Origin of the sequence: Caballeronia sp. dw_276, from assembly GCF_018449635.1 — a bacterium.
Taxonomy (GTDB): Bacteria; Pseudomonadota; Gammaproteobacteria; order Burkholderiales; family Burkholderiaceae; genus Caballeronia.
Map to the genome: position 1 here is coordinate 132,296 of NZ_JAAVUV010000006.1, position 25,785 is coordinate 158,080.

The 25,785-nt window shown below is 60.5% G+C and carries 20 protein-coding genes and 1 other RNA gene; 12 read left to right on the forward strand and 9 right to left on the reverse strand.

What is annotated here, in order from left to right; genetic code table 11:
- Window positions 1-75: 75 nt before the first annotated feature.
- From HB633_RS14300 to HB633_RS14310, 3 genes are all read left to right on the forward strand, one after another.
- On the forward strand, window positions 76-417 hold the full coding sequence (locus HB633_RS14300) for a metalloregulator ArsR/SmtB family transcription factor (RefSeq protein WP_213778740.1): 342 nt from the start codon (window positions 76-78) through the stop codon (window positions 415-417).
- Window positions 418-1,416 (forward strand): cation diffusion facilitator family transporter, encoded by a 999-nt coding sequence (locus HB633_RS14305; protein ID WP_213778741.1) that lies wholly within the window; start codon window positions 418-420, stop codon window positions 1,414-1,416.
- 62 nt (window positions 1,417-1,478) lie between these two features.
- Window positions 1,479-3,185, forward strand: coding sequence for an FAD-dependent monooxygenase (locus tag HB633_RS14310; RefSeq protein ID WP_213778742.1), 1,707 nt, complete (start codon window positions 1,479-1,481; stop codon window positions 3,183-3,185).
- A gap of 69 nt (window positions 3,186-3,254) precedes the next feature.
- Here the strand turns inward: HB633_RS14310 and HB633_RS14315 are convergent, their stop codons facing one another.
- The 4 genes from HB633_RS14315 to HB633_RS14330 are packed head-to-tail and all read right to left on the reverse strand — an operon-like array spanning window position 3,255 to window position 8,476.
- The gene (locus tag HB633_RS14315) at window positions 3,255-3,497 is read right to left on the reverse strand and encodes a formate dehydrogenase subunit delta (RefSeq protein WP_213778743.1); all 243 of its coding nucleotides are present in this window, start codon (window positions 3,495-3,497) and stop codon (window positions 3,255-3,257) included.
- Between the two features lie 2 nt (window positions 3,498-3,499).
- Entirely contained in the window at window positions 3,500-6,409 is a 2,910-nt protein-coding gene (gene fdhF, locus HB633_RS14320) for a formate dehydrogenase subunit alpha (RefSeq protein WP_213778744.1), read from the reverse strand.
- Between the two features lie 16 nt (window positions 6,410-6,425).
- On the reverse strand, window positions 6,426-7,982 hold the full coding sequence (locus HB633_RS14325) for a formate dehydrogenase beta subunit (RefSeq protein WP_213778745.1): 1,557 nt from the start codon (window positions 7,980-7,982) through the stop codon (window positions 6,426-6,428).
- Window positions 7,979-8,476 (reverse strand): NAD(P)H-dependent oxidoreductase subunit E, encoded by a 498-nt coding sequence (locus HB633_RS14330; RefSeq protein ID WP_213778746.1) that lies wholly within the window; start codon window positions 8,474-8,476, stop codon window positions 7,979-7,981. Before HB633_RS14330 ends, HB633_RS14325 begins: the two co-directional genes overlap by 4 nt.
- Window positions 8,477-8,604: 128 nt before the next feature.
- On the opposite strand from HB633_RS14330, the gene HB633_RS14335 reads away from it, so the two are divergent.
- The 3 genes from HB633_RS14335 to HB633_RS14345 all read left to right on the forward strand — a co-directional run bounded on the left by HB633_RS14335 (window position 8,605) and on the right by HB633_RS14345 (window position 11,689).
- Window positions 8,605-9,687: a substrate-binding domain-containing protein gene (locus HB633_RS14335; RefSeq protein WP_213778747.1), complete on the forward strand. Its 1,083-nt coding sequence runs from the start codon at window positions 8,605-8,607 to the stop codon at window positions 9,685-9,687.
- A gap of 196 nt (window positions 9,688-9,883) precedes the next feature.
- Window positions 9,884-10,147, forward strand: coding sequence for a hypothetical protein (locus HB633_RS14340; protein ID WP_213778748.1), 264 nt, complete (start codon window positions 9,884-9,886; stop codon window positions 10,145-10,147).
- Between the two features lie 465 nt (window positions 10,148-10,612).
- Complete coding sequence (locus HB633_RS14345) at window positions 10,613-11,689, forward strand: glycosyltransferase family 4 protein (RefSeq protein ID WP_213778749.1); 1,077 nt, start codon at window positions 10,613-10,615, stop codon at window positions 11,687-11,689.
- A gap of 51 nt (window positions 11,690-11,740) precedes the next feature.
- On the opposite strand, the gene HB633_RS14350 is transcribed toward HB633_RS14345, so the two are convergent.
- The 5 genes from HB633_RS14350 to ompA all read right to left on the reverse strand — a co-directional run bounded on the left by HB633_RS14350 (window position 11,741) and on the right by ompA (window position 17,135).
- Window positions 11,741-14,152, reverse strand: a complete 2,412-nt coding sequence (locus HB633_RS14350; RefSeq protein ID WP_255580934.1) for a VCBS repeat-containing protein — start codon at window positions 14,150-14,152, stop codon at window positions 11,741-11,743.
- A gap of 192 nt (window positions 14,153-14,344) precedes the next feature.
- Window positions 14,345-14,713: a transfer-messenger RNA gene (gene ssrA / locus HB633_RS14355) on the reverse strand.
- 83 nt (window positions 14,714-14,796) lie between these two features.
- Entirely contained in the window at window positions 14,797-15,513 is a 717-nt protein-coding gene (gene gph / locus HB633_RS14360; protein WP_213779074.1) for a phosphoglycolate phosphatase, read from the reverse strand.
- 95 nt (window positions 15,514-15,608) lie between these two features.
- Window positions 15,609-16,307: a bifunctional 2-polyprenyl-6-hydroxyphenol methylase/3-demethylubiquinol 3-O-methyltransferase UbiG gene (gene ubiG, locus HB633_RS14365; RefSeq protein ID WP_213778750.1), complete on the reverse strand. Its 699-nt coding sequence runs from the start codon at window positions 16,305-16,307 to the stop codon at window positions 15,609-15,611.
- A 171-nt stretch (window positions 16,308-16,478) separates the two neighbouring features.
- Window positions 16,479-17,135 carry an outer membrane protein OmpA gene (ompA, locus tag HB633_RS14370; RefSeq protein ID WP_056355836.1) on the reverse strand — a complete coding sequence of 219 codons (657 nt, stop codon included), beginning with the start codon at window positions 17,133-17,135 and terminating at the stop codon, window positions 16,479-16,481.
- Between the two features lie 671 nt (window positions 17,136-17,806).
- Between ompA and gyrA the strand changes: the two genes are divergently transcribed.
- The 6 genes from gyrA (at window position 17,807) to HB633_RS14400 (ending at window position 25,771) form a co-directional block, all read left to right on the forward strand.
- The gene (gene gyrA, locus HB633_RS14375; protein WP_213778751.1) at window positions 17,807-20,485 is read left to right on the forward strand and encodes a DNA gyrase subunit A; all 2,679 of its coding nucleotides are present in this window, start codon (window positions 17,807-17,809) and stop codon (window positions 20,483-20,485) included.
- 133 nt (window positions 20,486-20,618) lie between these two features.
- Complete coding sequence (locus tag HB633_RS14380) at window positions 20,619-21,224, forward strand: DUF2059 domain-containing protein (protein ID WP_213778752.1); 606 nt, start codon at window positions 20,619-20,621, stop codon at window positions 21,222-21,224.
- Between the two features lie 170 nt (window positions 21,225-21,394).
- The gene (gene serC / locus HB633_RS14385; protein ID WP_213778753.1) at window positions 21,395-22,477 is read left to right on the forward strand and encodes a 3-phosphoserine/phosphohydroxythreonine transaminase; all 1,083 of its coding nucleotides are present in this window, start codon (window positions 21,395-21,397) and stop codon (window positions 22,475-22,477) included.
- 50 nt (window positions 22,478-22,527) lie between these two features.
- The gene (gene pheA, locus HB633_RS14390; protein ID WP_213778754.1) at window positions 22,528-23,610 is read left to right on the forward strand and encodes a prephenate dehydratase; all 1,083 of its coding nucleotides are present in this window, start codon (window positions 22,528-22,530) and stop codon (window positions 23,608-23,610) included.
- Between the two features lie 27 nt (window positions 23,611-23,637).
- Complete coding sequence (hisC, locus tag HB633_RS14395) at window positions 23,638-24,753, forward strand: histidinol-phosphate transaminase (protein WP_213778755.1); 1,116 nt, start codon at window positions 23,638-23,640, stop codon at window positions 24,751-24,753.
- A 79-nt stretch (window positions 24,754-24,832) separates the two neighbouring features.
- Window positions 24,833-25,771: a prephenate dehydrogenase/arogenate dehydrogenase family protein gene (locus tag HB633_RS14400; protein ID WP_213778756.1), complete on the forward strand. Its 939-nt coding sequence runs from the start codon at window positions 24,833-24,835 to the stop codon at window positions 25,769-25,771.
- Window positions 25,772-25,785 lie beyond the last annotated feature (14 nt).

The following is a 25,785-nucleotide window of genomic DNA, read 5'->3' on the forward strand; positions in this document are numbered from 1 at the left end:
CGATTTTTGCATTGACGTCATGGGTGCTGTCTCAATAACATATGAACACCTGTTCAAGTGTTGATTGGATCGATCTTGTCTTCCTCGTTGCTTCCAAACGATGTTTCAACCGACGAGCGTGTCGTTCCGCTCGCCGATCTGTTCCGCCTGCTTGGGGATCCAACGCGCCTGCGCATTGTGTTGACGTGCGTGGAACGGCGATCGTCGGTGGGCGCAATTGCCGAGTCGCTGGGTTTGTCGGCGTCGCTCGTCAGCCACCATTTGCGTTTGTTGCGGGCGGCGCGAATCGTGCGTGCCGAGCGCGAGGGTAAGCAGGTTTTCTATCTCGCCGCCGACAAACACATCAGCGGCATGCTGGCCGAACTGCTCGAGCATATCGCCGAGCCGCATGCCGACTTCAGACCGGACAATGAATAAATGGCACCTCAATCGACGCATCAGCACGAGCATCACGAGCACACGCATGAAGGCCACGACCACGATGGTCACGATCACAAAGGCCATCATCACCACCACGCGCCGCAAGCCGGGCAGGGCCGCACCTTCGCCATCGCGGTTGGGCTGAATGTGGTGATCGTGATCGTGCAGGCGGTGTATGGGTTTATCGCGCATTCGACCGCGCTGCTTGCCGACGCCGGCCACAATCTCTCCGATGTCCTCGGCCTTTTGCTCGCCTGGGGCGCGGTCTGGCTCGGCACCCGCAAGCCGTCGGAACGATACACATTCGGCCTCGGCAGTTCATCGATCCTGGCTTCGCTCGCCAACGCCGCGCTGCTGCTGTTCGCGTGCGGCGCGATCGTGCTCGAAGCCGTCCAGCGCCTGCTCAACCCCGCGCCGGTCGCGGGACTCGACGTGTTTATCGTTGCGACGATCGGGCTGGTGGTCAATGGTTTTTCCGCCTGGCTTTTCATGCGCGGCAGCAAGGAAGACCTGAACATCCGCGGCGCGTTCCTGCACATGGCGGGCGACGCCGGCATCTCGGCTGCGGTCGCCGTCAGCGGCCTCGTGATCCTCTATACCGGCGCGAGCTGGATCGATCCGGTGATGAGCATTCTCGTGGTCGCGGTGATCGTGGCCGGAACGTGGGGACTCGGCCGCGACGCCATGCGCCTCGCCATGGCCGCCGTGCCGCCGGGCGTGGACAAGCCGCGGATCGAAAAGTATCTGGCGGATTTGCCGGGCGTCACCGATGTCCACGATCTCCACGTCTGGGCGCTTTCCACAACGGAAAACGCAATGACCGCGCATATCGTGATGCCGGCCGGCCATCCGGGCGATGTTTTCGTCGACGGAATCGTAGGGACGCTGCGCCGCGACTACGCCATGCACCATGCAACGCTGCAAGTGGAAATGGGCACGACGGAACATCATTGCGCGCTGGATGAAAAGTCCCACACGGGGGCGCACGCGCACTGAGCGTCGTTGGCGCGATTCGACCGGCGTACACTTGGAGCCAGTGACGTTTGATGGAGAAGCGCATGCCCGCGCCGCAGCCGAACCGACACAAAACGCTCGACGTATCGCCGGTGCTCATCGCGGGCGCCGGTCCGACGGGCCTCGCCGCCGCCATGAGCCTTTCCCGCGCCGGCATTTCCGTGCGTCTTATCGATAAAGCTCCTGAACCTTTGCCGTGGTCGCGCGCCATCGGCATCCAGGCGCGTACGCTCGAATTATTCGAGCAGCACAGGCTGGTTGAGCCGTTTCTTGAACTGGGGCACCGGGCACGGATTGGCAACCTTTATTCGAACGGGCAGCGTCTTACGCAGCTCGATTTCGATCCCTTGCAAACGCGTTATCCGTATCTCCTTTTCCTCGATCAATCCGTCACTGAACGCTTGATGACGGAACATCTTGAAACGTTCGATGTGCGTGTGGAGCGCGGCGTCGAGCTGACGCATTTCAATCAGGGATCGGCGGGTCTGGAAGCGACGCTGCGGCATGCCAACGGTGCCGAAGAACATCTGCGGCCGTCGTATCTGATTGGAGCGGACGGCGCGCACAGCACGGTGCGGCATGGTTTGAATATCGAGTTCACCGGAAAGACCTTCGAGCAGATTTTCCTGCTCGCCGATCTCCAAGCCGATACCGAATGGCCCGACGACGAATTCCATATTTTCGCGTCGGGCGAGGGCATCGCCACGTTGTTCCCGATGGGCGGCGGCCGCACGCGTTTGATCGCCGATCAGCGTGTCGCAGCGCAATCTCCGGACGCGCCTGAGAGCCTGCAAAAAAGCGCGACCCCTACGCTCGATGAATGCCGCGAGATCGTCGCGCGGCGCATTCATCATCGGGTGACGGTGTCGAGTCTCGGGTGGTCATCGTATTTCCGTTTGAACAATCGCATGGCGGACCGGATGCGTTCCGGGCGCGTATTCCTCGCCGGCGACGCCGCGCATGTCCACAGTCCGGCCGGCGCGCAAGGCATGAATACGGGCGTCCAGGAAGCGCTTAACCTTGGGTGGAAGATCGCGCGGATGCTGGCGGGCGTGGCGCCGGATCGACTACTCGATACGTACCACGCCGAGCGTCATCCCATAGAACGTGAAGTGCTGCGGACGTCGAGTTTCATGACGCAGATGGCGGCCGCCGAGCATGGTCCGATGAAGCTGATTCGCGACCACGTGATGCCGGCGTTATCGGCGATCGGGCCTTTGCGCGATGCCGCACGGCGCACGGTCAGCGAGTTGTCGGTGCAGTATCGGAAAAGTCCGTTGACGCTCGAGCATGGGCTCGATGGCGGCCCGCGTGCCGGTGACCGTGCGCCCGATGCGTGGGTGCATGTCGTCGATGGTCCGCTCGGGCGCGCACCCGGTGTCGGTTGTCTTTTCGATCTCCACGATCCCGCGTATTTCTCGCTGTTCCTGATGGTGAAGCCGTCGGAGGAAGATGACATTGCTATTGCGCCCGCGACTTTGACGGTCGCGCACGCGCTGCGCGACAAGGATCTCGACGATCTCGCGAAATCCGTGGAAGAGGCGTTGCCGAATACGGTGCGCGTATGGCGCATCACCGATAAAGGCGATGACGGCGCGCGTTCGTTGACGCAAGCGTATGGAAGGACGCGGCCGTGTTTTTATCTGGTGCGCCCGGATGGATATATTGCCGCGCGCGGACGCGCGCCTTCGGATACGCAGGGCTTGTTGAGGCACTGCGAGACGTGGTTCGGGGCGGGGCGGGAGGAGTGAGGTTGTCGTGAGGATGGCGAAAAAAAGGACCGCACTCAGCGGTCCTTCCTGCAGCAACGTCCCAACCCCCTAAGCCGCAACCGCCGGCGTCAGCACCTCTCGATGCTTGGTCAACGCCTTCACCACGATCGGATGAAGCTTCGCGCTCATCTCGGGATCATCCAGCGCTTCGAGAATCGGCGTTCGCATCCGCGGCGCCCAGTACTTGTGAATATGATTGGCGATGCCATCGAGCGCTTCCTCGTGATCCGGCATCGAATCGAAGAATTCGCCAATCTGATTTGCCATGTCCACCAGGCTGTTCACATCCATGATTATTTCCCCGATGTAACCGGCAATTCACGCAAGTTCAGGAACTCCAGCTGCTGAACATTGAACGCCGAATATTCCTTCTGCCATTGCGACGGCTGTTCCACCGGCATCACCTGCACGGCCGTCACCTTGTACTCGGGACAGTTCGTGGCCCAATCGGAGGAATCGGTGGTGATCACGTTCGCGCCGGATTCCGGGAAGTGGAAGGTCGTGTACACCACGCCCGGCTGCATGCGCTCGGTGATCTTCGCGCGCAATACGGTCTGCCCCGCGCGCGATTCGATACCGACCCAATCGTCCGCCTTGATCCCGCGTTCCTCGGCGTCGTGTGGATGAATCTCCAGCCGGTCTTCGTCGTGCCAGCGCGAATTCTCCGTGCGCCGAGTCTGCGCGCCAACGTTGTACTGCGACAGAATCCGTCCCGTCGTCAGCAACAACGGGTATTTGCGCGTGACCTTCTCCGGCGTGGCGATGAACTTCGTGATGACGAAGTGACCCTTGCCGCGCACGAATTCATCGATATGCATGGTCGGCGTGCCTTCCGGCGCTTGCGCATTGCAAGGCCACTGGATGCTGCCGAGTTCATCGAGACGCTTGTACGACACACCCGTGAACGTCGGCGTGAGACTGGCGATCTCGTCCATGATCTGCGACGGATGCGTGTAGCCCATTTCATAACCGAGCGCGCGCGCCAGCTTGATCGTCACTTCCCAGTCGGCGAGACCCGGCAGCGGCGGCATGACCTTGCGTACGCGCGAGATGCGGCGTTCTGCGTTCGTGAACGTGCCGTCCTTTTCGAGGAACGATGAACCCGGCAGGAACACGTGCGCATACTTGGCGGTTTCGTTCAGGAAAATATCCTGCACGACGATACATTCCATCGACGACAACGCCTTCGACACGTGCTGCGTATTCGGATCCGACTGAACGATGTCCTCGCCCTGGCAATACAGGCCGAGGAAGCTGCCGTGAACGGCGGCATCGAACATGTTCGGAATGCGCAGGCCCGGTTCCGATTGCAGCTTCACGCTCCACGCTTCTTCGAACAATGCGCGCACAGCCGCGTCGCTGATATGGCGATAACCCGGCAACTCGTGCGGGAACGAACCCATGTCGCACGAACCCTGCACGTTGTTCTGGCCACGCAGCGGATTCACGCCGACACCTTCACGGCCGATGTTGCCCGTTGCCATCGCCAGGTTCGCGATGCCCATGACGGTCGTCGAGCCTTGCGCGTGTTCCGTCACGCCGAGGCCGTAATAGATCGCGCCGTTACGTGCGTTCGCATAGATGCGCGCTGCTTCGCGCACGGCTTGCGCCGGGACGCCGGTGACCGCTTCCATGGCTTCAGGCGAATTTTCTTCCAGCGATACAAAGTCGCGCCATTGCTGGAACGCGCGCGGCTCGCAGCGCTCCGCGACAAACTCCTCGTCCACCAGCCCTTCGGTGACGATCACATGTGCGAGCGAGTTGACGATTGCCACGTTCGTGCCCGGACGCAAAGCCAGATGATGCGAAGCCTTCACGTGCGGCGTGTTGACGATATCGATCCGGCGCGGATCCACCACGAGCAATTGCGCGCCTTCACGAACACGACGCTTGAGACGCGATGCGAACACCGGATGGCCATCGGTCGGATTTGCGCCGATCACCATGATCACGTCGGCTTTCTCAACCGATGCAAAGGTCTGCGTTCCCGCCGATTCACCCAGCGTCGTCTTCAGGCCATAACCCGTCGGCGAATGGCAAACGCGGGCGCATGTATCGACGTTGTTATTGCCGAACGCCGCGCGCACGAGTTTCTGCACGAGGTAGGTTTCCTCGTTCGTGCATCGTGACGATGTAATCCCGCCAATCGAATCCACGCCGTACTTGTCCTGAATACGACGGAATTCGCTGGCCGCATACGAAAGCGCTTCTTCCCAGCTCACCTCGCGCCACGGATCGGTGATCTTCGCGCGGATCATCGGCTTGGTGATGCGGTCCTTGTGCGTCGCGTAACCCCATGCAAAGCGGCCTTTGACGCAGGCGTGGCCGTCGTTGGCATCGCCGTTCTTGTTCGGCACCATGCGCACGACCTGGCTGCCTTTCATCTCCGCTTTCAGCGAGCAGCCGACGCCGCAATACGCGCACGTCGTCACGACCGAATGCTCGGGCTGGCCCAGCATGATCACGGTCTTTTCCTGCAGCGTCGCCGTCGGGCAAGCCGCCACGCACGCGCCGCACGACACGCATTCCGATTCCATGAACGGCTGGTTTTCGCTGGCCGCCACGCGCGATTCAAAACCGCGTCCCGCGATGGTCAGTGCGAACGTGCCTTGCGTTTCTTCGCACGCGCGCACGCATCGATTACATACGATGCACTTCGACGCGTCGTACGTGAAATACGGATTCGATTCGTCCTTCTTGTCCTTCAGGTGGTTCGCGCCTTCGTAGCCGTAGCGGACTTCGCGCAAGCCGACCACGCCCGCCATGTCCTGCAGTTCGCAGTCGCCATTGGCGGGGCAGGTCAGGCAATCGAGCGGGTGATCGGAGATGTACAACTCCATCACGTTCTTGCGCAGCGATTGCAGCTTGTCCGTTTGCGTGCGCACTTTCATGCCCGCTTCGACAGGCGTCGTGCACGATGCCGGGTAACCCCGCTTGCCTTCAATCTCCACCAGGCACAAACGGCACGAGCCAAACGGTTCGAGCGAATCGGTCGCGCAGAGTTTCGGCACGTTCACGCCGGCTTCGATAGCCGCGCGCATCACCGACGTTCCGGCAGGCACCGTGACCGGCGTGCCATCGATATCGAGCGTCACGTCGATATCCGCATGACGCAGCGGCGTGCCGTAGTCGGTATCGTCGAAGGGATCGCGCATCTTGGTCTTGCAGGCGCAATTGCCGGAACCGCAGGAAGAACTGGACATATGTGTGCTCCTTCTTTTAAGCCGCTTTCTGCGACGGCTTGCGCGAAAGACCGAAGTCTTCGGGGAAATGATCGAGGGCGGACATCACCGGATAGGGCGTCATGCCGCCCATCGCGCAAAGCGATCCGGCAAGCATGGTGTCGCAGAGTTCGCGCAGCAGCGTGACCTGTTTCGGCGATGTATCGCCGGCACGGATCTTCGCGATGACTTCCACGCCGCGCGTCGAACCAATGCGGCACGGCGTGCACTTGCCGCAGGATTCGACGGCGCAAAAGTGCATTGCGTACTGGGCGAGATCGGCGAGGTTGGAGGTGTCGTCGTGAATCACGATGCCGCCGTGGCCGACCACCGCGCCGACTGCCGCGTACGCCTCGTAATCCATGGGAATGTCCCACTGGCTTTCGGGCAGATATGTGCCGAGCGGACCGCCGACCTGAACCGCGCGCGCCGGACGACCGGTCGACGTGCCGCCGCCGTATTCATAGATCAGTTCGCGCAACGTTACGCCGAACGCCAGTTCCACGAGGCCGCCTTGCTTGACGTTCCCGGCGATCTGGAACGGCAGCGTGCCGCGTGAACGGCCCATGCCGAAGTCACGATAGAACGCCGCGCCCTTGGCGAAGATGATGGGTACGGTCGCCAGGGTGATCACGTTGTTGATCACCGTCGGCTGACCGAACAAGCCGACCAACGCAGGAACCGGCGGCTTCGCGCGCACCACGCCGCGTTTGCCTTCCAGCGATTCGAGCAGCGCCGTTTCCTCACCGCACACATACGAACCGGCACCTTTGGCGACTTCGAGCTCGAAGACCTTGCCGCTGCCCAGCACGTTCGCGCCAAGCCAGCCGGCTTCGCGCGCTTTATCGATCGCGCGATTCAGCGTGGTGATCGCGTGCGGATATTCGCTGCGTACGTAGATATAACCCTTCGTCGCGTTCGTCACGATCCCCGCAATGATCATCCCTTCGATCAACATGTACGGATCGCTTTCCATCACGAGCCGGTCGGAGAACGTGCCGGAATCGCCTTCGTCGGCGTTGCAGACCACGTACTTTTGCGGCGCTACAGCAGCGCGAACCGTGCGCCACTTGATGCCGGCCGGGAACGCCGCACCGCCGCGTCCGCGCAAGCCCGATTCGAGCAGCGCTTCGCAGGCGGCGTCGCCATCGGTTTCCAGCGCGCGGCGCAAACCTTCGAGGCCGCCGTGGGCGACGTAGTCATCGGTGGAAAGCGGGTCCGTGATGCCGATGCGCGCAAACGTCAGGCGTTGCTGCTTGGCGAGCCACGGCAGGGTATCGACCACGCCGATGCTTTTTTCATGCGCACCGCCATTGATGAAGTCCGCATCAAAAAGAGCGGGGACATCGTCTTCATCGACGTTCGTATAGCCGATCCGGCCTTCCGCCGTCTCTACCTCTACCAGCGGTTCGAGCCACAACATGCCGCGCGAACCGTTACGCACGATCTCGACTTCAATGCCGCGTTTCAGAGCTTCCGAAGCAACAGCCAACGCGACGCGATTCGCGCCAAGCGCCAACGCCGATGAGTCGCAGGGGACGTAGATGCGTGTCATACCAGGTCCTCCACGCTCGTGTGAACGCGCGCCTCTTCATACAGCCGATCGAACTTTTGCGGGGTGACGCGGGCGTACAACTCGCCGTTGATCGTCATGGCCGGTGATAACGCGCATTGCCCGAGGCAATACACGGTTTCCAGTTCGGTATCGGGTTGATGACCGGAGTCGAACTTGCAGCCGGTATGCCCTTCGATATGCTCGGCCAACGCCTCCGTTCCCATGCTTTTGCACGCCTCGGCGCGGCAAAGCTGCACGGTCACGCGCGCCGGCGGTTCGGAGCGGAAGTGGTGGTAATAGGTGATCACGCCATGCACTTCGGCGCGCGACAGCGACATCGCCTGGGCAAGCGGGCCGATGACATCGGCGGGAATGTAGCCGGCCTCGTCCTGGATCGCGTGCAGCACGGCGATCAGCGACGCACCCGGTTTCAAATGGCGTGCAATCCGCGCTTCGGCGGGTTCTTGCGGGGTATTACTGGCAGTCTGGCTCATGGGGGAGTCTCCATCGCTCGGCATATGTTTTATAAATGCATATATCGGTCTTATAATCGCTGTACCGAGCCTCTGATATGCAAGATACGAGGCTATCCAGTCGATGGCAATAGGAACAACAACTGCATATGATCGACGTCGAATGCCGGACCGAACTTGTCTTGCGCGATGCAGCAGGCCGCGAAGCCAGTCTCAGCGCGGCAGTGCCGCTTTTGCTGCTCGTTTCTCAGACCGGAAGTATTGCGCAGGCGGCATCGGCTAAGGGTTTGTCCTATCGGCACGCATGGGGCTTGTTGCGCGAAATTGAGACACGGTTGGGTGGCGCGCTGATCACCAAGTCGCGCGGACGCGGGTCGGTGTTGTCGGAATTGGGCGAGGCGGTTTTGCGGGCGCAGCGTTTGTCGAACGAACGGCTCGATGGTCCGCTTCAGGCCCTGGCGAGCGAAGTGGCCGGCGAGTTGAACCGGCGATTGTCGCGCACGATCAGCGAGATTCGCATTCACGCGTCGCATGGTTATGCGGTTGCTGCGCTGGTCGGTGCGCTGGCCGCAAAACGGATTCCCGCCGATATCAAATACCGCGAAAGCGCCGAAGCCGTGAGCGCCCTGGCGCGCGGCGAATGCGAACTTGCGGGCTTCCACTTGCCGATTGGCGAGTTTCGCGCGAGCTGCGCGGAGATCTACCGGCCATGGCTGGACGCGGGACGACACGGGCTGATCCATTTGACGCGCCGCACGCAGGGACTGTTTTTGCCGAAGGGCAATCCGAAAGGCATACGTGGCCTGCGCGACCTTGCCCGCGACGACATCCGCTTCGTCAACCGGCAGCCCGGTTCGGGCACGCGCATGCTGCTCGATCTGGCGCTGCGCCAGATCGGCGTCAACCCCGCGACCATCAACGGCTACGCGACCGCCGAACTGACGCATTCGGCGATCGCCGCGTTTGTGGCGAGCGGCATGGCCGATCTCGGTTTCGGCGTACAGCCGGCCGCGCAGCAGTTCGCGCTCGATTTCATCCCGATCATCGACGAAGACTATCTGTTTGCATGTGACCGCGACAAGCTCGACGATGCCAGCCTTGCCGGCGTGCTCGACGTTCTTCGCAGCGATGCATTTAAAGGGAGCGTGGCGCAACTCGAAGGCTACGACCCGCTGCATTGCGGCGAGCTGGTCGATCTCGACGCGGCGCTCGGCGGTTCCACGGAGACGTGATCCACGACAGCGCGCTGTAAGCTAATGTAATACGCCGATACAAGCGCGAAGGCCGCGCAACCGGCCGATTGCGGAGCTTGAGTTTAGAATCAGGTTTCGCGGTCCGGAGTTCCGGCGGAAGCTTTCCCGAAACAATGCCTGACCGAACGTTTAACCGAAGTCGGCTCATCGACTTGCTACTGACTGTACTGCTGCCATGAAACTGCTTTTAAGTGTTGCCGCGTCGATTGCGTTTGTTGTTGGCGCCGTCTCCTTTGTGCCCGTTGCGTTCGCGCAGAATTCACCCGGTATCCCCGGCGGCATCCTGCAAGATCAGTTTCGGCTGAAAGAGCATCCGCAACTGCAATTCGCGGCTTCCGCGCCTTCTGACAAGTACCAGAATAAAGAGACGGCGAAGCGCCGGCGCGGCGATCTGGGCGATCCGAACGGTTGCAACCTGCAGTGCCCGAAGGACGAATAGTCAGCATCGGGCGTCAAAGCGCCACTTCTTGTCGCACGCGGCTTCGCTTGATCACTGATTGCGAAGCGCGTGCGATTCACCCGCCGCATGTTTTCTCCGGTTTCATCCTTTGCTAGGCCATGCCTAAACGGCAGCGTTAACCCTGCTTCCTAGTTTCGTTTTCCTTTCATATTTCCCTTCGCCGAGCGCTTCATTTTCCTCAGCGTCTGTTACCACTCATTACCGACCGATTAATGCTACTTGATGGCGGCGTGCACGGCATGCGCTCGGGTATCTTATCGTTGCGTGCGTTGAACGGTCTTCAGTGACAGACGTACTAAACTTTCATAAAAAACAATTAAGCGAGCCAGCTTAGTGGCCGCACGCAAACGAGGCGTGCCGAGAGGGCCACGTGGACACGTAGTGTCCATTTGACGGCATGGGCAAGCAGGATACGCTTTAGAAAGGCGAGGGGAAGACAACCAAATGAGAATTCTTCAAGTCGTTCTTGCACCCCGGTTATCAGGGGCCGAGGTGCTCGCGAAAGGCGTGGCGATCGGGCACCAGCAAGGCGGTCACGATGTGTGCATTACTTCGCTGATGCCGGAGCACGACGATTTCGAACATATAAGCGCCGAGTTGCGAGCGAACAATGTCCTGTGCCTGTTCCCGCAGCGTTCGCTCGGCAAGGTCGGCCGGCTGCTGTTCCTGCATCGCGCCATCCGCCGCTTCAAACCTGACATCATCTTCGCGCACGCCACCATTCCCGCGCTGTACGTCCGAGCGTTGCCAACACGCGTACCTATCGTCTGGGTCATGCATTCCGGCGCGAACGACTTCGCGAACAACGCGCTGCTCTTTGCCGAACGTCTATTGTCGGGACGGGCGAAAGCGGTGATCGGGGTGTCGCAGAAAAATATCGATGATTACGTGAAGGAAGTCGGTTCGCATCCTTCCATGATCGTGGTGCCGAATGGCGTCGATATCTCGCGGTTCACGCAAACGAGCGAACCGTTGCCATCGACGGGCATCAGGCAGATCGTCCAGATCGGCCGGTACATTCCCGAGAAGAACCAGTTGCAGACCGTCCAGGCGTTCGCACGCGTGGCCGCGGTCGATCCCGATGTGCGTCTGCTGCTATGCGGCGTGATCGAGAACCTTGCGTATCACGCGTCGATCGTGAAACTCGTGGATGAGCTGGGCTTGAACGATCGCGTAAAGATTGTCGGTCCGCAGTCCAACGTGGCCGAAATCCTGCGCGAGTCGCGCGCCTTTGCAATGCCTTCCAGTTTCGAGGCGCATAGCATCGGCTTTCTCGAGGCATTGGCGTCAGGTATTCCGGTGGTCGGAAACGCGATTCCGTCGTTTGCGTTCGCAGACAGTTTCCCCGGCGTCGCGCTGCTCGACACCAGCGATGCCGACGCCTACGGCCGCGCATTGCTCGCTGCGCTTTCCCAGCCGCGCGCGACGCGTCCGCTGAACGGGCTCACGTTGCAAAGTACGGCTGACCGGTATCTCGCGATTGCGTCGGACGTGCTCAACTTGCAGGTCCGGATGGGGTGATTTGCAGCGCATTGAAAAACGCGCCGCCGAGAGTATCGGCGGCGCGTTTTTTTATTGCAGGTTCCTAAGCCACAGCGACTCGGAAAAGAGCCCCGGCATCTCGCTCCAGATTTGCGCCGAGCCTAGCTTGCGCGCGCTGTCGAAGTCATAGCCGATCAACATCGGCGCGCCGCCCGTGTAATAGAACGGTCCAAGCTTCGCGTTGGCGCGCTTGAACAGCACGAGCGTCGGCCGTTGCTCACGCTGCACGATGTGCGGCAGTGCATCGGCATAAGACGCTTCCTTCAGCGTTCCGGCGAGCTCGGGCGTACCGAGCGTGGCTGCGCGTTTGATCGTCCACACATCGATGTCCGGGCCGTCGCCACGGGGTTGCAGCAAAACGAGGTCGTCGGTTCCATCGCCGTCCATGTCGCCGGCTGCCACTTTTGTCATCGCCGATGAAAACTGCGGATAGCCATTGCCGCGCAAGGTCCCGGCAAACGGGCTGCCGGAGCTCGAAAGCTGCGTGATGGTCATCGCGTTGTTCACTGTTTCGATCGCGACAAGTCCGGCTTTTTGGGAACCCGCTGTGTGCACCGGCAGGAAACGCGCGCTCGTGCCGATGTCTTTTGCCTGCATCCACAATGCAGGCGCGCGGCCCGTTTTCCCGGCGCTTGCCAGCACCCACAGGTTCAGACCGCCATCGCCGCGTTTGTGCGCGATCATCACATCGGCGCGGCCGCTGCCCGTGAAATTGCCCGCCACATATTGCTGCGCGTTCGCAGGCGTCCAAGCAGCGCTCGTCTGATACCAGAGCTTCGGCGCTTCGAAGCGCGTGCCCGTGCTGCGCATCAGCCAGAATGCCGTGCCGCCGTTGCGTGGCGAGATCACCATCAGGTCTTCGCGTCCGTCACCATCGAAATCGCCGAGCAGAAAACGCACGCTGTCGAAGCACAGTGTGTTGGCCGAACAAGTGGGCGCCGTGGCGTGTGCGTCGAACGGTACGGCGTTGAGATACCAAGATTCGGCGGTTTCCAGCCGCGACATATCCGCAACCCAGACGTTGAAGCCCGGTCCGTCCTTGCGGCGCTGCACGTAGACCGCGCTCGATCGATGGTCTTCGGCGTCGCCCCCGCGCACGTTCCCGAATAGCGCGCCTTCCTCGCGGTTATCGGTCCATTGCGTTTTTGCCGATGGCGCCCAGCGCGACTCGGTCGTGAGCGACGAACAACCGCCTGCCACGAGCGCACCATTTCGCCCCGCCAGACAATGGCCAAGCGGCGTGTACACGTAGCCGAAATCCCAGGGCGTCCACTTCTGGGCGGCATCGGCGGAAACGGGTGGAGAGCATGCCTCTTCGGTCAACTTGCCATCGCGTTCGGCGACGCACTGTTGCGTGGTTTCATCGACGAGTTGCGCCGTGTTTTTTGTCCCCGGCGCCGCCGATACCTCCTGCCAATGCCAGTTCTGCGTCGTAGCACCCGTGCACGCGGCGAGCGTGGGCGCCGCGCCTGCCCCCGCCGATGTCACGCATTGGCTCGAATATTCGTTCACGATCTGCATCGAACGCGGCTGGAAATCCGGCCCTGGATCGCTCGCGTGCGCGCGCGTCCAGTAGCGGCGCGCAACCCAGTTGCCGTCCCACTGATATTCGCCGAAGACATGGCCGCCGTTGTCGTCGCCATCGATGGCGAAATACGACGCCACGTCGTCGCGTTTCTTTTGGGTATCGGCGGCGGCGAGGTTCTTGGGCAGGCCGCCAGTCGGATACGTGACGTGATAGCCAATCGGGATGTCGCGTCCGAGCCCTTGCGCCGCGATCCGCGTGATGCGCGCGGCGTAAATATGATCCGGATGTTCGATAAACGGGACCGTATCCGGATTGAGCGTATAGATTTCAGTCGCGGGCGCGAGCATGGCGCGCACGGTCGCGACCAACGCGGCGCGGTCGTACTTGATTGTGTTCGAGCCGTCGGCATTCAAAGGATACGTGTCGATGCTTTCGCCCTTGTCCCACAACAAGCCGAGCGGCACGCGCCCGCCGCGCACGCCGCCGCCGGGCAGCCGGACTTCGAGCAGCTTCACGCGCGGTTGCTGCCTGAGCAGCATTTGGTGCACGGGTTTGCCGGCGAAATCGACCGTCGATTCAATCCAGTCGTCCGCCACGCCCGCCATGCGCGCGTAGGCGAGGCGTGTGCCTTTTTCGCGGAGTTTCACGTAGTCGAAATTTGCGCCGTTCGCGCCGCCGATCAGATGAACGGTGGTCACGCACCAGCCGGCCGCGAGCTTGTCGCTGATCCCGGGATTGACGAAGAGCAGGTCGTCGTCGAGATGGGCGACGACGGTGATGAGCGAGCCGGCGCGGCAGTCGGCGGTTGGCGTAGATGTTTGCGCGATGGCCGGTGAGAGCAGGGCGCTGACGGCCCACAGCAGTATCGATAAGCACGCAACAGCCAATCTCCGCATGGAACGGCTTTCTTGCATGATTCCCCCGTATGGCATTTTTGTCTGTTGAATCCGTGAATCTGGCAGCTTGAAGTGTAGCGGCGCGACGTTCCGTTGCCGAGCGAACACGGAGGGAGGGAATGGCGGATTGTGGGGAGCCCAAAAGCAAAACCCCGCATGCCTTGCGGCACGCGGGGTTTTGTTCATCCGGCACAAGACCGGAAGCGATATTGGTGGAGGCGGCGGGAATCGAACCCGCGTCCAGTAGCGCTCTACGACCAGTTCTACATACTTAGTTCTATCATTTAATTTAACCTGGCGACGCGGACGAACACGCTTCGCTTCGGCGATTCACTAAATTTTCGACCTTGGCGTCGCGACGCCGACAAGGCTTATCTGACGTATATGACCTCTCTCGGTATTGCTACCGGTCTTGCGACTCTAGTCCGTCAGTAAACTAGGGAGAGGCAGGCGGCCCTTAGGCTGCCAGTGCGAACGTTTCGTCGTTTGCAGTTACGTTTTTCCCATTGATTTACGAGGTGACGGGTCCTCGGTATGCCCTAGCCGCTTCGCAACCCCTGTCGAAACCAGGTCGCCCCCGAAGCATTGCGTATTATCTCACAGATCCAATCGCCAATCGAACCGGCGAAAGCAATCCGAAGGGCGTCGCAACGCATTGCAACTTACTGCACATCCCTGAGCAATTGCTGCAATTCGATAGTCGTTTCTACTACGTGATCAGCGTGCCAACGATCGGGCGGCAAGTCCGTCCCGCAGTATCCGTAAGCTGCCGCTACGGTGACCATGCCGGCCGCGAAACCCGCCTGGACATCCCGCAGATCGTCGCCCACATAGACAACCTGTTCCGGTTTTTCTTCCATCAACTCGGCGGCGTGCAGCAACGGCGCCGGGTGAGGCTTCGAATGCGACGTGGTGTCGCCGCACACCAGACATGCGGCCCGTTCGGCCAAGCCCAGCAACGCCACGAGCGGTTCAGCCAGCCGCGTGACCTTGTTCGTCACGATGCCCCAACGCACGCCGCGCGCATCGAGCTGATCGAGCAGTTCATCGATACCCGGAAACAGCGTCGTTTCAATGCACAGATCCGCTTCGTAGTTCGCCAGAAATTCCTCGCGCATGGCGGCGTAATCCGGATGCTCGGGACTGATCTCGAACGCGCCGCCAAGCAAACCCCGCGCTCCCGCCGATGCCAGCGGCCGCAACGTCTCCAGCGGCCGCATTTCCAGCCCACGGTCGTGGCGCATCTTGTTGACGGCGGCGACCAGGTCGGGCGCGGTATCGGCAATCGTGCCGTCGAGGTCGAACAACACCGCCTGGCATAGCTTCAGCCGGTCTTTGTCCGATTCGTGCTGCGGCGAGGGCGTTGGATCGTCGCTCATGAAAGTCCGTACGGGTTCAATGACGCTCGGCGGCGTCGGGTCCGCGTCTGTGGAGTTCGAATTGTCCTTTGGGCGATCGTTCATGTTCGTTCCCGTCATGCCGCGCGACGGCAAGCCATCAGGTAGTTGATGCTGGTGTCGTCGGAGAGGCCGAAACGCTTGGCGAGCGGCCGGTAAGTAATCCCCTTGATCTCGACGATATCTAATTGCGCCGAACGCACATGTTGCGCAAGTTCTGACGGCTTGATGAAACGCGCATAGTCATGCGTGCCGCGCGGCAGCATCCGGGCGATGTACTCCGCCCCGATCACCGCAAACAGGTAGGCTTTCGCGTTCCGGTTCAACGTGGAGAAGAACACCCAGCCGCCCGGCTTCACCAGCGTGGCGCAAGCCTGGACGATTCCTGCGGGGTCCGGGACGTGTTCGAGCATTTCCATGCAGGTGACGACATCGTAGGTACCCGGTTCGCGTGCAGCGAGCGCTTCGGCCGCGATTTCCTCGTATTCCACTTCAACGCCGCTTTCCAGGCTGTGCAGGTCGGCCACGCCCAACGCACTCGACGACAAATCCACGCCTTTAACCTTCGCGCCTCGCACAGCCATGGACTCTGACAGGATCCCGCCGCCACAGCCGATATCCAGCGCGCGTTTGCCCGGCAGGTGAGCAAGGCCGTCGATCCAGTCGAGCCGCACTGGGTTCAACTCATGCAGCGGTTTGAACTCGGCGTTCGGGTCCCACCAGCGATGAGCCAGCTCGCTGAATTTCTGAAGCTCGTGGGGATCGGCGTTGATCATGTGCGGATAGCCTTGGAACAAAAGTCGTGAACGGTCAGGCACCAAGTATATAGGCGGTGACGGGACAGGGTAAAACGGGGCGGGGAGGGAATGTCTGGTTCGGGCCGGCGCGCGCCCATAAAAAAAGCCCCGCCGAAGCGGGGCTTTGATCCTGCGGCAATCAGTCGCGAATTATTGCGGCTGACGCGAGGTTCCAACAACTTCCACTTCCACGCGACGATCCGGTGCGAGGCAAGCGATAAGCTGCTTGTGGTTCTTCTGGTTGCAACCAGTGGTAACCGGGTTGCGCTTGCCCTTGCCTTCCGTATAGATACGGTTGGCTTCGATGCCCTTGCTGACCAAGTATGCCTTGACAGCTTGTGCACGACGCAGGGACAGACGATCGTTGTACTTGTCCGAACCAATGCGGTCGGTGTAACCCGTAGCAACCACGACTTCCAGGTTCAGGTCGCCAATCTTCGATGCGAGATCGTCAAGCTTAGCCTTACCAGCCGGCTTCAGGATTGCCTTGTCGAAGTCGAACAGAGCGTCAGCTTGGTACGTAACCTTCTGGCTTTGGATGACCGGAGCAACCGGAGCGACCGGAGCCGGCGGCGTCGGTGCTTGCGCAACCAGCGCGCCATCGCACTTTGCGTTTGCCGTAGCCGGGGTCCAGAACGCATCGCGCCAGCAAAGCTCGTTCGTACCGTTCATCCACACATATTCGCCCGTGCCGTTCACCCAGTTGTCATTGACTGCCTGACGTGAAGCCGGGACCGATTGCGCCATAGCCGATGCAGCCATAACTGCGGTAGCTGCAATGAACGCGAGCTTTGAAAGTTTATTCATATTTCTCCTCTCGAAATTGAGATTACCGCAGGTTTACTGCGAGCCTTGTTGACAAAGACAAGTCATACATTGCTCGAAGTATAACATTACCGCGGAACAAAACGCTGTGTGTAGACTTCGAGCAGTGTCTAACTTTGTGCGTTGGCATTTTGCCATATCGTTCCCTTGCAACGATAAAAATATCCCCGGGGCCCCAATGCCCGCAACCTTATGTGGTGCATGCGCAACAAGACGGGGCATGGGAAAAGCAGGGTTTGATATGCGCGTCTTATGCGCATGATACGTGCCCACCCGGAACTTTTTCGCAAAACATCAATACATTTTTTTCGGGCGTTTTTCGCGCTTGATCGGGACGGCCAAAACCCGGGAATCGCGATCATAGCGGGTTAGTCTGACGTTTTCACATAGTCGCGCGAAGCAAATTGTAAGCTTGCGCTACAAATGCGTTCCGATCCCTCGGAAAAGTTCCCTTGCGCTTGTCCTTGCCGTTCGCCTGCGTGTGCACTGTATGTATATACGCGCCGCTGCCGGGCGCGGATGCCGCGCATGTTAGAATCGCGTGATGCGTTGCGTTCGCAATGCCGATGCTAAACGCCGGTGATTTGAAGGGGAAACGTCGCGAAAGGGACGTTTATTCCGCGCCGGCGCCGCACAGTTCAAGACACGGATAAATGGATCAATTCGCCAAAGAGACCCTGCCAATCTCCCTTGAGGAGGAAATGCGCCGCTCATATCTCGATTACGCGATGAGCGTGATCGTGGGGCGAGCGCTCCCCGATGTCCGCGACGGCCTGAAGCCTGTCCACCGTCGTGCGCTGTACTCCATGCACGAACTGAACAACGACTGGAATCGCGCCTATAAGAAGTCGGCGCGTATTGTCGGCGACGTGATCGGTAAATATCACCCGCACGGCGATCAGTCGGTGTACGACACCATCGTGCGGATGGCGCAGCCGTTCTCGCTGCGCTACATGCTGGTGGACGGACAGGGCAATTTCGGTTCGGTCGACGGCGACAACGCCGCGGCCATGCGATACACCGAAATCCGCATGGCGAAGATCGGCCACGAACTGCTGGCGGATATCGACAAGGAAACGGTCGACTTCGGCCCGAACTACGACGGCAGCGAAAGCGAGCCGCTCGTTCTGCCGGCGCGGATTCCTAATCTGCTGATCAATGGCTCGGCCGGCATCGCGGTCGGCATGGCGACGAACATTCCGCCGCATAACCTGCGTGAAATTGTCGATGCCTGCATGCATCTGCTGAACAACCCTGATACGACCATCGACGAGCTGATCGAGATCGTGCCCGCGCCTGATTTCCCGACGGCCGGCGTGATCTACGGCGTCTCGGGCGTGCGCGACGGTTATCGCACGGGGCGCGGACGCGTCGTGATGCGTGCGACCACGCACTTCGAAGAGATCGATCGCGGTCAGCGCATGGCGATCATCGTCGACGAAATTCCGTATCAGGTGAACAAGCGCACGCTACTTGAGCGCATCGCCGAGCTGGTGAACGAGAAGAAGATCGAAGGCATCTCGGACATCCGCGACGAATCCGACAAGAGCGGCATGCGCGTGGTCGTCGAACTCAAGCGCGGCGAAGTGCCCGAAGTGGTGCTGAACAACCTGTACAAGCTGACGCAGCTTCAGGACACGTTCGGCATGAACATGGTCGCGCTGGTCGACGGCCAGCCGCGCCTGCTCAACCTGAAGCAGATGCTGGAGTGTTTCCTGTCGCATCGGCGGGAAGTGCTGACGCGGCGCACTGTATACGAACTGCGCAAGGCGCGGGATCGCGGCCACGTGCTGGAAGGCCTGGCGGTGGCGCTCGCGAATATCGACGAATTCATCCGCATCATCAAGGCCGCTCCTACTCCGCCGATCGCGAAGCAGGACTTGATGAACAACGCGTGGGATTCGGAAATCGTGCGCGAAATGCTGTCGCGTGCGGAAACCGAAGCGTCGGGCGGGCGTCAGGCGTACCGGCCGGAAGGTTTGAATCCAGCGTACGGCATGCAGGCCGATGGCTTGTACAAGCTTTCCGACGTTCAGGCGCAGGAAATTCTGCAGATGCGCCTGCAACGCCTGACCGGTCTCGAGCAGGACAAGATCGTCGGCGAGTACAAGGACGTCATGGCGCAGATCGCCGATTTGCTCGATATCCTCGCGCGGCCGGAGCGGATTCGCCAGATCATCGTCGAGGAATTGACGACGGTTCGCGCCGAGTTCGGCGACGAGCGCCGTTCGCGCATCGAACTGAACGCCACGGAATTGAATACCGAAGACCTGATCACGCCGCAGGAAATGGTCGTGACCATGTCGCATACCGGGTACGTGAAGTCGCAGCCGCTGTCGGAATACCGGGCGCAAAAGCGCGGCGGCCGCGGCAAGCAGGCTACGCAGATGAAGGAAGACGACTGGATCGACACGCTGTTCATTGCGAATACGCACGATCACATGCTGTGCTTCTCGAATCGCGGGCGCGTGTACTGGATCAAGGTCTACGAAGTTCCACAAGGTTCGCGGAACTCGCGTGGCCGTCCGATCGTCAATATGTTCCCGCTGCAGGACGGCGAGAAGATCAATGTCGTGCTGCCGATCAAGGAATTCTCGGCTGACAAGTACGTCTTCATGGCTACGTCCTTGGGTACGGTCAAGAAGACACCGCTGGAAGCTTTCAGCCGGCCGCTGCGCAAGGGCATCATTGCGGTCGGGCTGGACGAGGGCGATTTCCTGATCGGCGCGGCGATCACGGACGGTGAGCACGACGTCATGTTGTTCTCGGATTCGGGCAAGGCAGTTCGCTTCGACGAAAACGATGTTCGCGCCATGGGCCGTGAAGCGCGCGGCGTGCGCGGCATGCAACTGGAAGATGGGCAGCAGGTTATCGCGCTGCTGGTTGCGGGCGGTGAGAACCAGTCCGTGCTGACCGCGACCGAGAACGGTTTCGGCAAGCGCACGCCGATTGGCGAATACACTCGTCACGGCCGTGGTACGAAGGGCATGATCGCTATCCAGACGTCGGAACGTAACGGCAAGGTCGTCGCCGCAACGCTCGTGGAGCCGGAAAGCGAGATCATGCTGATCACCAATACGGGTGTGCTGATTCGTACGCGCGTGTCGGAGATCCGTGAGATGGGCCGTGCAACCCAAGGTGTTACACTCATTAGTCTTGACGACGGCACGAAGTTATCCGGCCTGCAGCACATCGCCGAGGCGGAAGTGGCGGTCGAACTCGACGCGGATCTGGAAGGTGACGCGCCTGACACACTCGACACACCATCGGCCAGCGACGCTGGCGACAGTCCCGACGACACGTCCGAGGGCGGCGAGGACACAACGTCCTGATCGCTGCCTGCCGACGAGCACTCGTTCTGTTTCTGAAAGCTTGAATCTATAAGCTGCGCGAATCTTGGCAAGTCCCCAAGTGACATGCCAACTCGCGCAGCGGTAGAAACGAAAATTTTTTAAGGGAGTAATGATGCAAAAACAGTTTAAACAATGGATCTTGCTGGCTGCTTTGGTACCGGCTTTCGCATCGGCTCAATCGCTCCAGAGCCAATCGGCAGCGCCGGCATCGACTGCGGCTACAGCGGCTCCGGATCCGGCGAAGCAAGCTGCGATCAAGAGCCTGCTGGACGCAATCGACGCGCAAAAGCTCGTCGGCGCCATTGGTAACAGCGCACAAATGCAGTCGAAGCAACTGGTTCCGGCCATCCTGTCCGACGCTTTGAGCGAAAACAAGACGCTGAACGACAAGCAGAAACAAGCTGCCGTTCCTCAGCTCCAGAAGGACACGGTACCGAAGCTGGTGGATTCGGCTGGTCAAGTGTTCGCAACGGATTCGTTCCGCCAGGATGCAATGCAAGCTCAGTACGACGCATACGCGAAGTACTACACCACGGCTGAAATCAACGACCTGACGACGTTCTACAAGAGCCCGACAGGACGCAAGTTCATCCAGGTTCAGGACCAGGTTGGTCGTGACGTGGTGAACGGCCTGATGCAAAAGTACATGCCGCAAGCAATCAAGGCGACGCGTACGCAAGCAGACAAGGAAGTGGCATCGGTCAAGCCGGCTAAGTAAGCGCAAGCCGGGCGCCGAATCCCGCGGCCGCTGACGCGGCCCTAGTTTGGCGGGTTTTCGGGACGGTGCGATAATGGCTGTTTGCGTGCATACGCAAACAGCCATTTCTTTTTCAGGCGCGGTTTTGATGTTTTCCTGACCGCGTCCGGCTTTTCGGGATCTCTATTCTTATGCGCGTGTTCAATTTCTCCGCTGGTCCTGCTGCAATGCCCGAAGAAGTACTCCGTCAAGCCGCCGACGAAATGCTCGACTGGAACGGCAGCGGCATGAGCGTGATGGAAATGAGTCATCGCGGCGCCGAATTCATGTCGATTCACGAAGCGGCGCTTTCCGATCTTCGCGACTTGCTCAAGGTGCCGTCGTCGCACAGGATCTTGTTTTTGCAGGGCGGCGGGATTGGCGAAAACGCCATCGTGCCGCTGAACTTGCTTGGTTCGCGCACGACGGCGGACTTCGTGGTGACCGGTTCCTGGTCGCAGAAATCGTTTAAGGAAGCGCAGAAATACGGCACGCCGCACATCGCGGCAAACGGCAAGACGGATCAAGGTTTCACGCACGTCCCGAAGATCGCCGAATGGCATCTTTCAGACGATCCCGCGTACGTCCATCTCTGCACGAACGAAACCATCGATGGCGTGGAGACCTTCGAGATCCCCGATCTCGGTTCTGTGCCGCTGGTTGCCGACGCTTCGTCGCACATTCTTTCGCGCCCAATGGACATTGCCAAATACGGTGTGCTCTTTGGCGGCGCGCAGAAGAACATCGGCATGGCGGGTGTGACGGTCGTGATCGTGCGCGAGGATCTGCTCGATCGCGCGTTGGCGATCTGTCCTTCGGCATTCGAATGGAGGACCATCGCCGCGAACAATTCGATGTACAACACGCCGCCCACGTACGCAATCTACATTGCCGGCCTCGTGTTCAAGTGGCTGAAGAAGCAGGGCGGCCTGGAAGCCATGGAGGCGCGCAGCATCGAGAAATCGTCGCTGCTGTATGACACCATTGATTCAAGCAGTTTCTATTTGAACAAAGTTGAGCGTCAGTCGCGCTCGAGAATGAACGTACCGTTTTTTCTCGCCGACGAAACCCGTAACGAAGCATTCCTGGCCGGCGCCAAAGCGCGCGGCCTGCTGCAGCTGAAAGGCCACAAGTCGGTCGGCGGCATGCGCGCGTCCATCTATAACGCGGTGCCGCTCGAAGCGGTGAAGACGCTTGTCGAGTATATGAAGGAATTCGAGCAGACCAGCGCTTGATCTGTCCTTCAATGCTTCACCAGGCTCATCCGACTTAAACCAGACATCGCATGGACGACGACCTTAATTCTCAACTCAAACCGCTGCGTGAACGCATCGATGCGCTCGACGCGCAGCTCATCGCGCTCCTGAATCAGCGCGCCGCGGTCGCGCTCGAAGTGGGCGAGGTAAAGAAGCATTTCAACGCGCCCGTGTTCCGTCCGGAGCGTGAACTGCAAGTGATTGCGCGGCTTCAGGACATGAGCGAAGGACCGCTCGGCGGCGATCACATCAGCTCGATCTGGCGCGAAATCATGGCCGCGAGCCGCGCGCTCGAACAAACGCTGCGCGCTGCGTTTCTCGGGCCGGTCGGCACGTACAGCGAGCAGGCGATGTTCGAATATTTCGGACATTCCATCGAGGGCTTGCCGTGTCCTTCCATCGACGAAGTGTTTCGTTCTGTAGAAGCGGGAGCGGCCGAGTTTGGCGTCGTGCCGGTCGAGAATTCAGCGGAAGGCGCGGTATCGCGGACGCTGGATTTGTTGTTGCAGACGTCGCTTGTCATTGGCGGCGAACTGGCTTTGCCGATTCACCATAATTTGCTGACCGCGTCGGGCACGCTCGACGGCGTCACGCGCGTGTTCGCGCATCCGCAAGCCCTCGCCCAATGCCAGCATTGGCTGACCGCGAATGCGCCTACGTTGACGCGCCAGGCGGTATCGAGCAACGCGGAAGCGGCGCGGTTGGCTGTCGGCGATCCGACCATCGCGGCAATCGCCGGCGATCGCGCGGCGACGCATTACGGCCTGGGTGTGGTCAGTTCGATGATCCAGGATGATCCGCACAATCGCACGCGCTTCGTGATGATCGGCAAGGAGCGCACAGGCGTGAGTGGGTTCGACCAGACGTCGCTGATCGTGTCCGTGGCGAACGAGCCGGGCGCATTGTTGAAATTGCTGGAACCGCTGGCTCGGCATGGTGTATCGATGACGCGTTTCGAGTCGCGCCCGGCGCGCGTCGGCACGTGGGAGTACTACTTTTACATCGATGTGGAAGGCCATCGCGACGATACGGCTGTGGCCGGCGCGCTCGCCGAACTCGGCGAAAAGGCCGAATTCCTCAAGGTTCTCGGGTCGTACCCGCGCGCTCGCTGATTCCCTGATAAAAACGCTGGAGAAACTATGACATCGCAATTCGGCCCTTCCTACGTGCGCGCGATCGCGCCTTATATTGCCGGCAAGCCGATCTCGGAAGTGGCGCGTGAATTCGGACTGAACGAAGCGGATATCGTGAAGCTCGCGTCGAACGAAAATCCGCTGGGCATGCCCGAATCCGCGAAGCGCGCGATGGCAGAAGCCATGGCCGAACTCGGCCGATATCCGGATTCGAACGGCTTCGAGTTGAAGGCCGCGCTTGGCGAACGTTATGGCGTGCCGCCGGAATGGATCACGCTCGGCAACGGCAGTAACGACATTCTCGAAATCGCCGCGCACGCGCTGGTGGAGAAGGGCCAGTCAGTCGTGTATTCGCAGTACTCGTTCGCCGTGTACGCGCTTGCCACGCAAGGTCTGGGCGCGCGCGCGATCGTCGTGCCGGCTGTGAAATACGGTCACGATCTCGACGCGATGCTCGCTGCAATCGCCGACGATACGCGCCTTGTGTTCGTCGCGAATCCGAACAATCCGACGGGCACGTTCATTGAAGGTCCGGCGCTCGAGGCGTTTATCTCGCGTGTACCGCGTCACGTCGCGGTTGTGCTGGACGAGGCGTACACGGAATATCTCGCGAAGGACAAACGCTACGATTCGATTGAATGGGTGCGTCGATATCCGAACCTGATCGTGTCGCGGACGTTCTCCAAGGCGTTTGGTTTGGCCGGATTGCGCGTGGGGTTTGCCATCGCCCAGCCGGAACAAACCGATTTGCTGAACCGTCTGCGTCAGCCGTTCAACGTGAATTCGCTTGCGCAAGCCGCGGCCATCGCTGCATTGAAGGACACGGCGTTTCTCACGAAAAGCGCGGAGATCAACGCGGCGGGTTATCGCCGGCTCACCGAAGCGTTCGATAATCTCGGCCTCGAATACGTTCCGTCCGACGGCAACTTCGTGATGGTGCGCGTAGGCCCCGACGACGCCGCCGGCCAGCGCGTGAATCTCGCCTTGCTCAAGCAAGGCGTGATCGTGCGCCCGGTCGCGAACTACGGTTTGTTGCCGTGGCTGCGTATCACGATTGGTTTGCCGGAAGAAAACGAGGCGTTTATTGCCGCGCTCGAAAAGGCGTTGTCGGCGACGGCCTGATTTGTTTCATTGGGCTTGAACTATAAAGCCCTCGTTTTTTCACCCTTCGCGCCTTCGGGCGCGTTTTTATCGATGTCTCGTGGCTGCGTTCTCATTCAATAAACTCGTGATTTTCGGCGTCGGTCTGATCGGCGGATCGCTTGCGCGCGGCCTGCGTGTACACGCCGTGCGCGAGCGCGCGGGTGCGACGGGCGAAATTATCGGCGTCGGCCGTTCGGCGAAGTCCGTCGAGCGTGCGCTGGAACTCGGCGTGATCGATTCGGCCGTGCTTCTCGATGACTACAACGCACTCAAGCAAGCATTGCACGATGCTGATTTCGTGCTGATTGCGGCGCCTGTTGCGCAAACTGAACCATTGCTGCGAAGGATCGTGCCGTTCCTCGACGCACGCACTATAGTCACCGATGCCGGCAGCACGAAAAGCGACGCAGTCACCGCAGCGCGCGCCGCGCTCGGCGCGCGCGCTTCGCAATTCGTGCCGGGCCATCCGATTGCCGGCCGTGAATCGAGCGGCGTTGATGCAGCGCTGCCCGATCTTTACGTCGATAAAAACGTCGTGCTCTGTCCGTTGCCCGAGAATGCGCCGGCATCCGTCGAGCGCGTCGCCGAGATGTGGCGCGCGACGGGCGCCTCCGTGCATCAGATGAGCGCGGAGCAGCATGACGGCGTGTTCGCTTCGGTGAGCCATTTGCCGCACGTATTGTCGTTCGCGCTCGTCGAACAGATTCTGGAAGCGCCGGACGCAGCGCTGAAGTTCTCGTTCGCGGCTGGCGGATTCCGCGATTTCACGCGCATCGCGGCGTCGAGCCCGGAAATGTGGCGCGACGTGTGCATCGCGAACCGGGCGGCGCTCCTGACCGAGATCGACGCCTACACCAAGGTGCTGGCGCGTTTCCGTCAGGCTATCGACGCGGCGGACGCGGCCGCGCTCGAAGCCGCATTCGAACGCTCGCGCACGGCGCGCAGTCAATGGCAACAAGGCGGTGGGCTCAAAGCCGCCGACGATTCCGCACAATAGTTAACTGGACTTGC

Excerpts from the sequence above, each read along its gene's own strand:
- HB633_RS14305 (WP_213778741.1), top strand. The coding sequence starts at position 418 with ATGGCACCTCAATCGACGCATCAGCACGAGCATCACGAGCACACGCAT.
- HB633_RS14310 (WP_213778742.1), top strand. The coding sequence starts at position 1,479 with ATGCCCGCGCCGCAGCCGAACCGACACAAAACGCTCGACGTATCGCCG.
- HB633_RS14315 (WP_213778743.1), bottom strand. The coding sequence starts at position 3,497 with ATGGATGTGAACAGCCTGGTGGACATGGCAAATCAGATTGGCGAATTC.
- fdhF (WP_213778744.1), bottom strand. The coding sequence starts at position 6,409 with ATGTCCAGTTCTTCCTGCGGTTCCGGCAATTGCGCCTGCAAGACCAAG.
- HB633_RS14325 (WP_213778745.1), bottom strand. The coding sequence starts at position 7,982 with ATGACACGCATCTACGTCCCCTGCGACTCATCGGCGTTGGCGCTTGGC.
- HB633_RS14330 (WP_213778746.1), bottom strand. The coding sequence starts at position 8,476 with ATGAGCCAGACTGCCAGTAATACCCCGCAAGAACCCGCCGAAGCGCGG.
- HB633_RS14335 (WP_213778747.1), top strand. The coding sequence starts at position 8,605 with ATGATCGACGTCGAATGCCGGACCGAACTTGTCTTGCGCGATGCAGCA.
- HB633_RS14340 (WP_213778748.1), top strand. The coding sequence starts at position 9,884 with ATGAAACTGCTTTTAAGTGTTGCCGCGTCGATTGCGTTTGTTGTTGGC.
- HB633_RS14345 (WP_213778749.1), top strand. The coding sequence starts at position 10,613 with ATGAGAATTCTTCAAGTCGTTCTTGCACCCCGGTTATCAGGGGCCGAG.
- HB633_RS14350 (WP_255580934.1), bottom strand. The coding sequence starts at position 14,152 with ATGCAAGAAAGCCGTTCCATGCGGAGATTGGCTGTTGCGTGCTTATCG.
- gph (WP_213779074.1), bottom strand. The coding sequence starts at position 15,513 with ATGAGCGACGATCCAACGCCCTCGCCGCAGCACGAATCGGACAAAGAC.
- ubiG (WP_213778750.1), bottom strand. The coding sequence starts at position 16,307 with ATGATCAACGCCGATCCCCACGAGCTTCAGAAATTCAGCGAGCTGGCT.
- ompA (WP_056355836.1), bottom strand. The coding sequence starts at position 17,135 with ATGAATAAACTTTCAAAGCTCGCGTTCATTGCAGCTACCGCAGTTATG.
- gyrA (WP_213778751.1), top strand. The coding sequence starts at position 17,807 with ATGGATCAATTCGCCAAAGAGACCCTGCCAATCTCCCTTGAGGAGGAA.
- HB633_RS14380 (WP_213778752.1), top strand. The coding sequence starts at position 20,619 with ATGCAAAAACAGTTTAAACAATGGATCTTGCTGGCTGCTTTGGTACCG.
- serC (WP_213778753.1), top strand. The coding sequence starts at position 21,395 with ATGCGCGTGTTCAATTTCTCCGCTGGTCCTGCTGCAATGCCCGAAGAA.
- pheA (WP_213778754.1), top strand. The coding sequence starts at position 22,528 with ATGGACGACGACCTTAATTCTCAACTCAAACCGCTGCGTGAACGCATC.
- hisC (WP_213778755.1), top strand. The coding sequence starts at position 23,638 with ATGACATCGCAATTCGGCCCTTCCTACGTGCGCGCGATCGCGCCTTAT.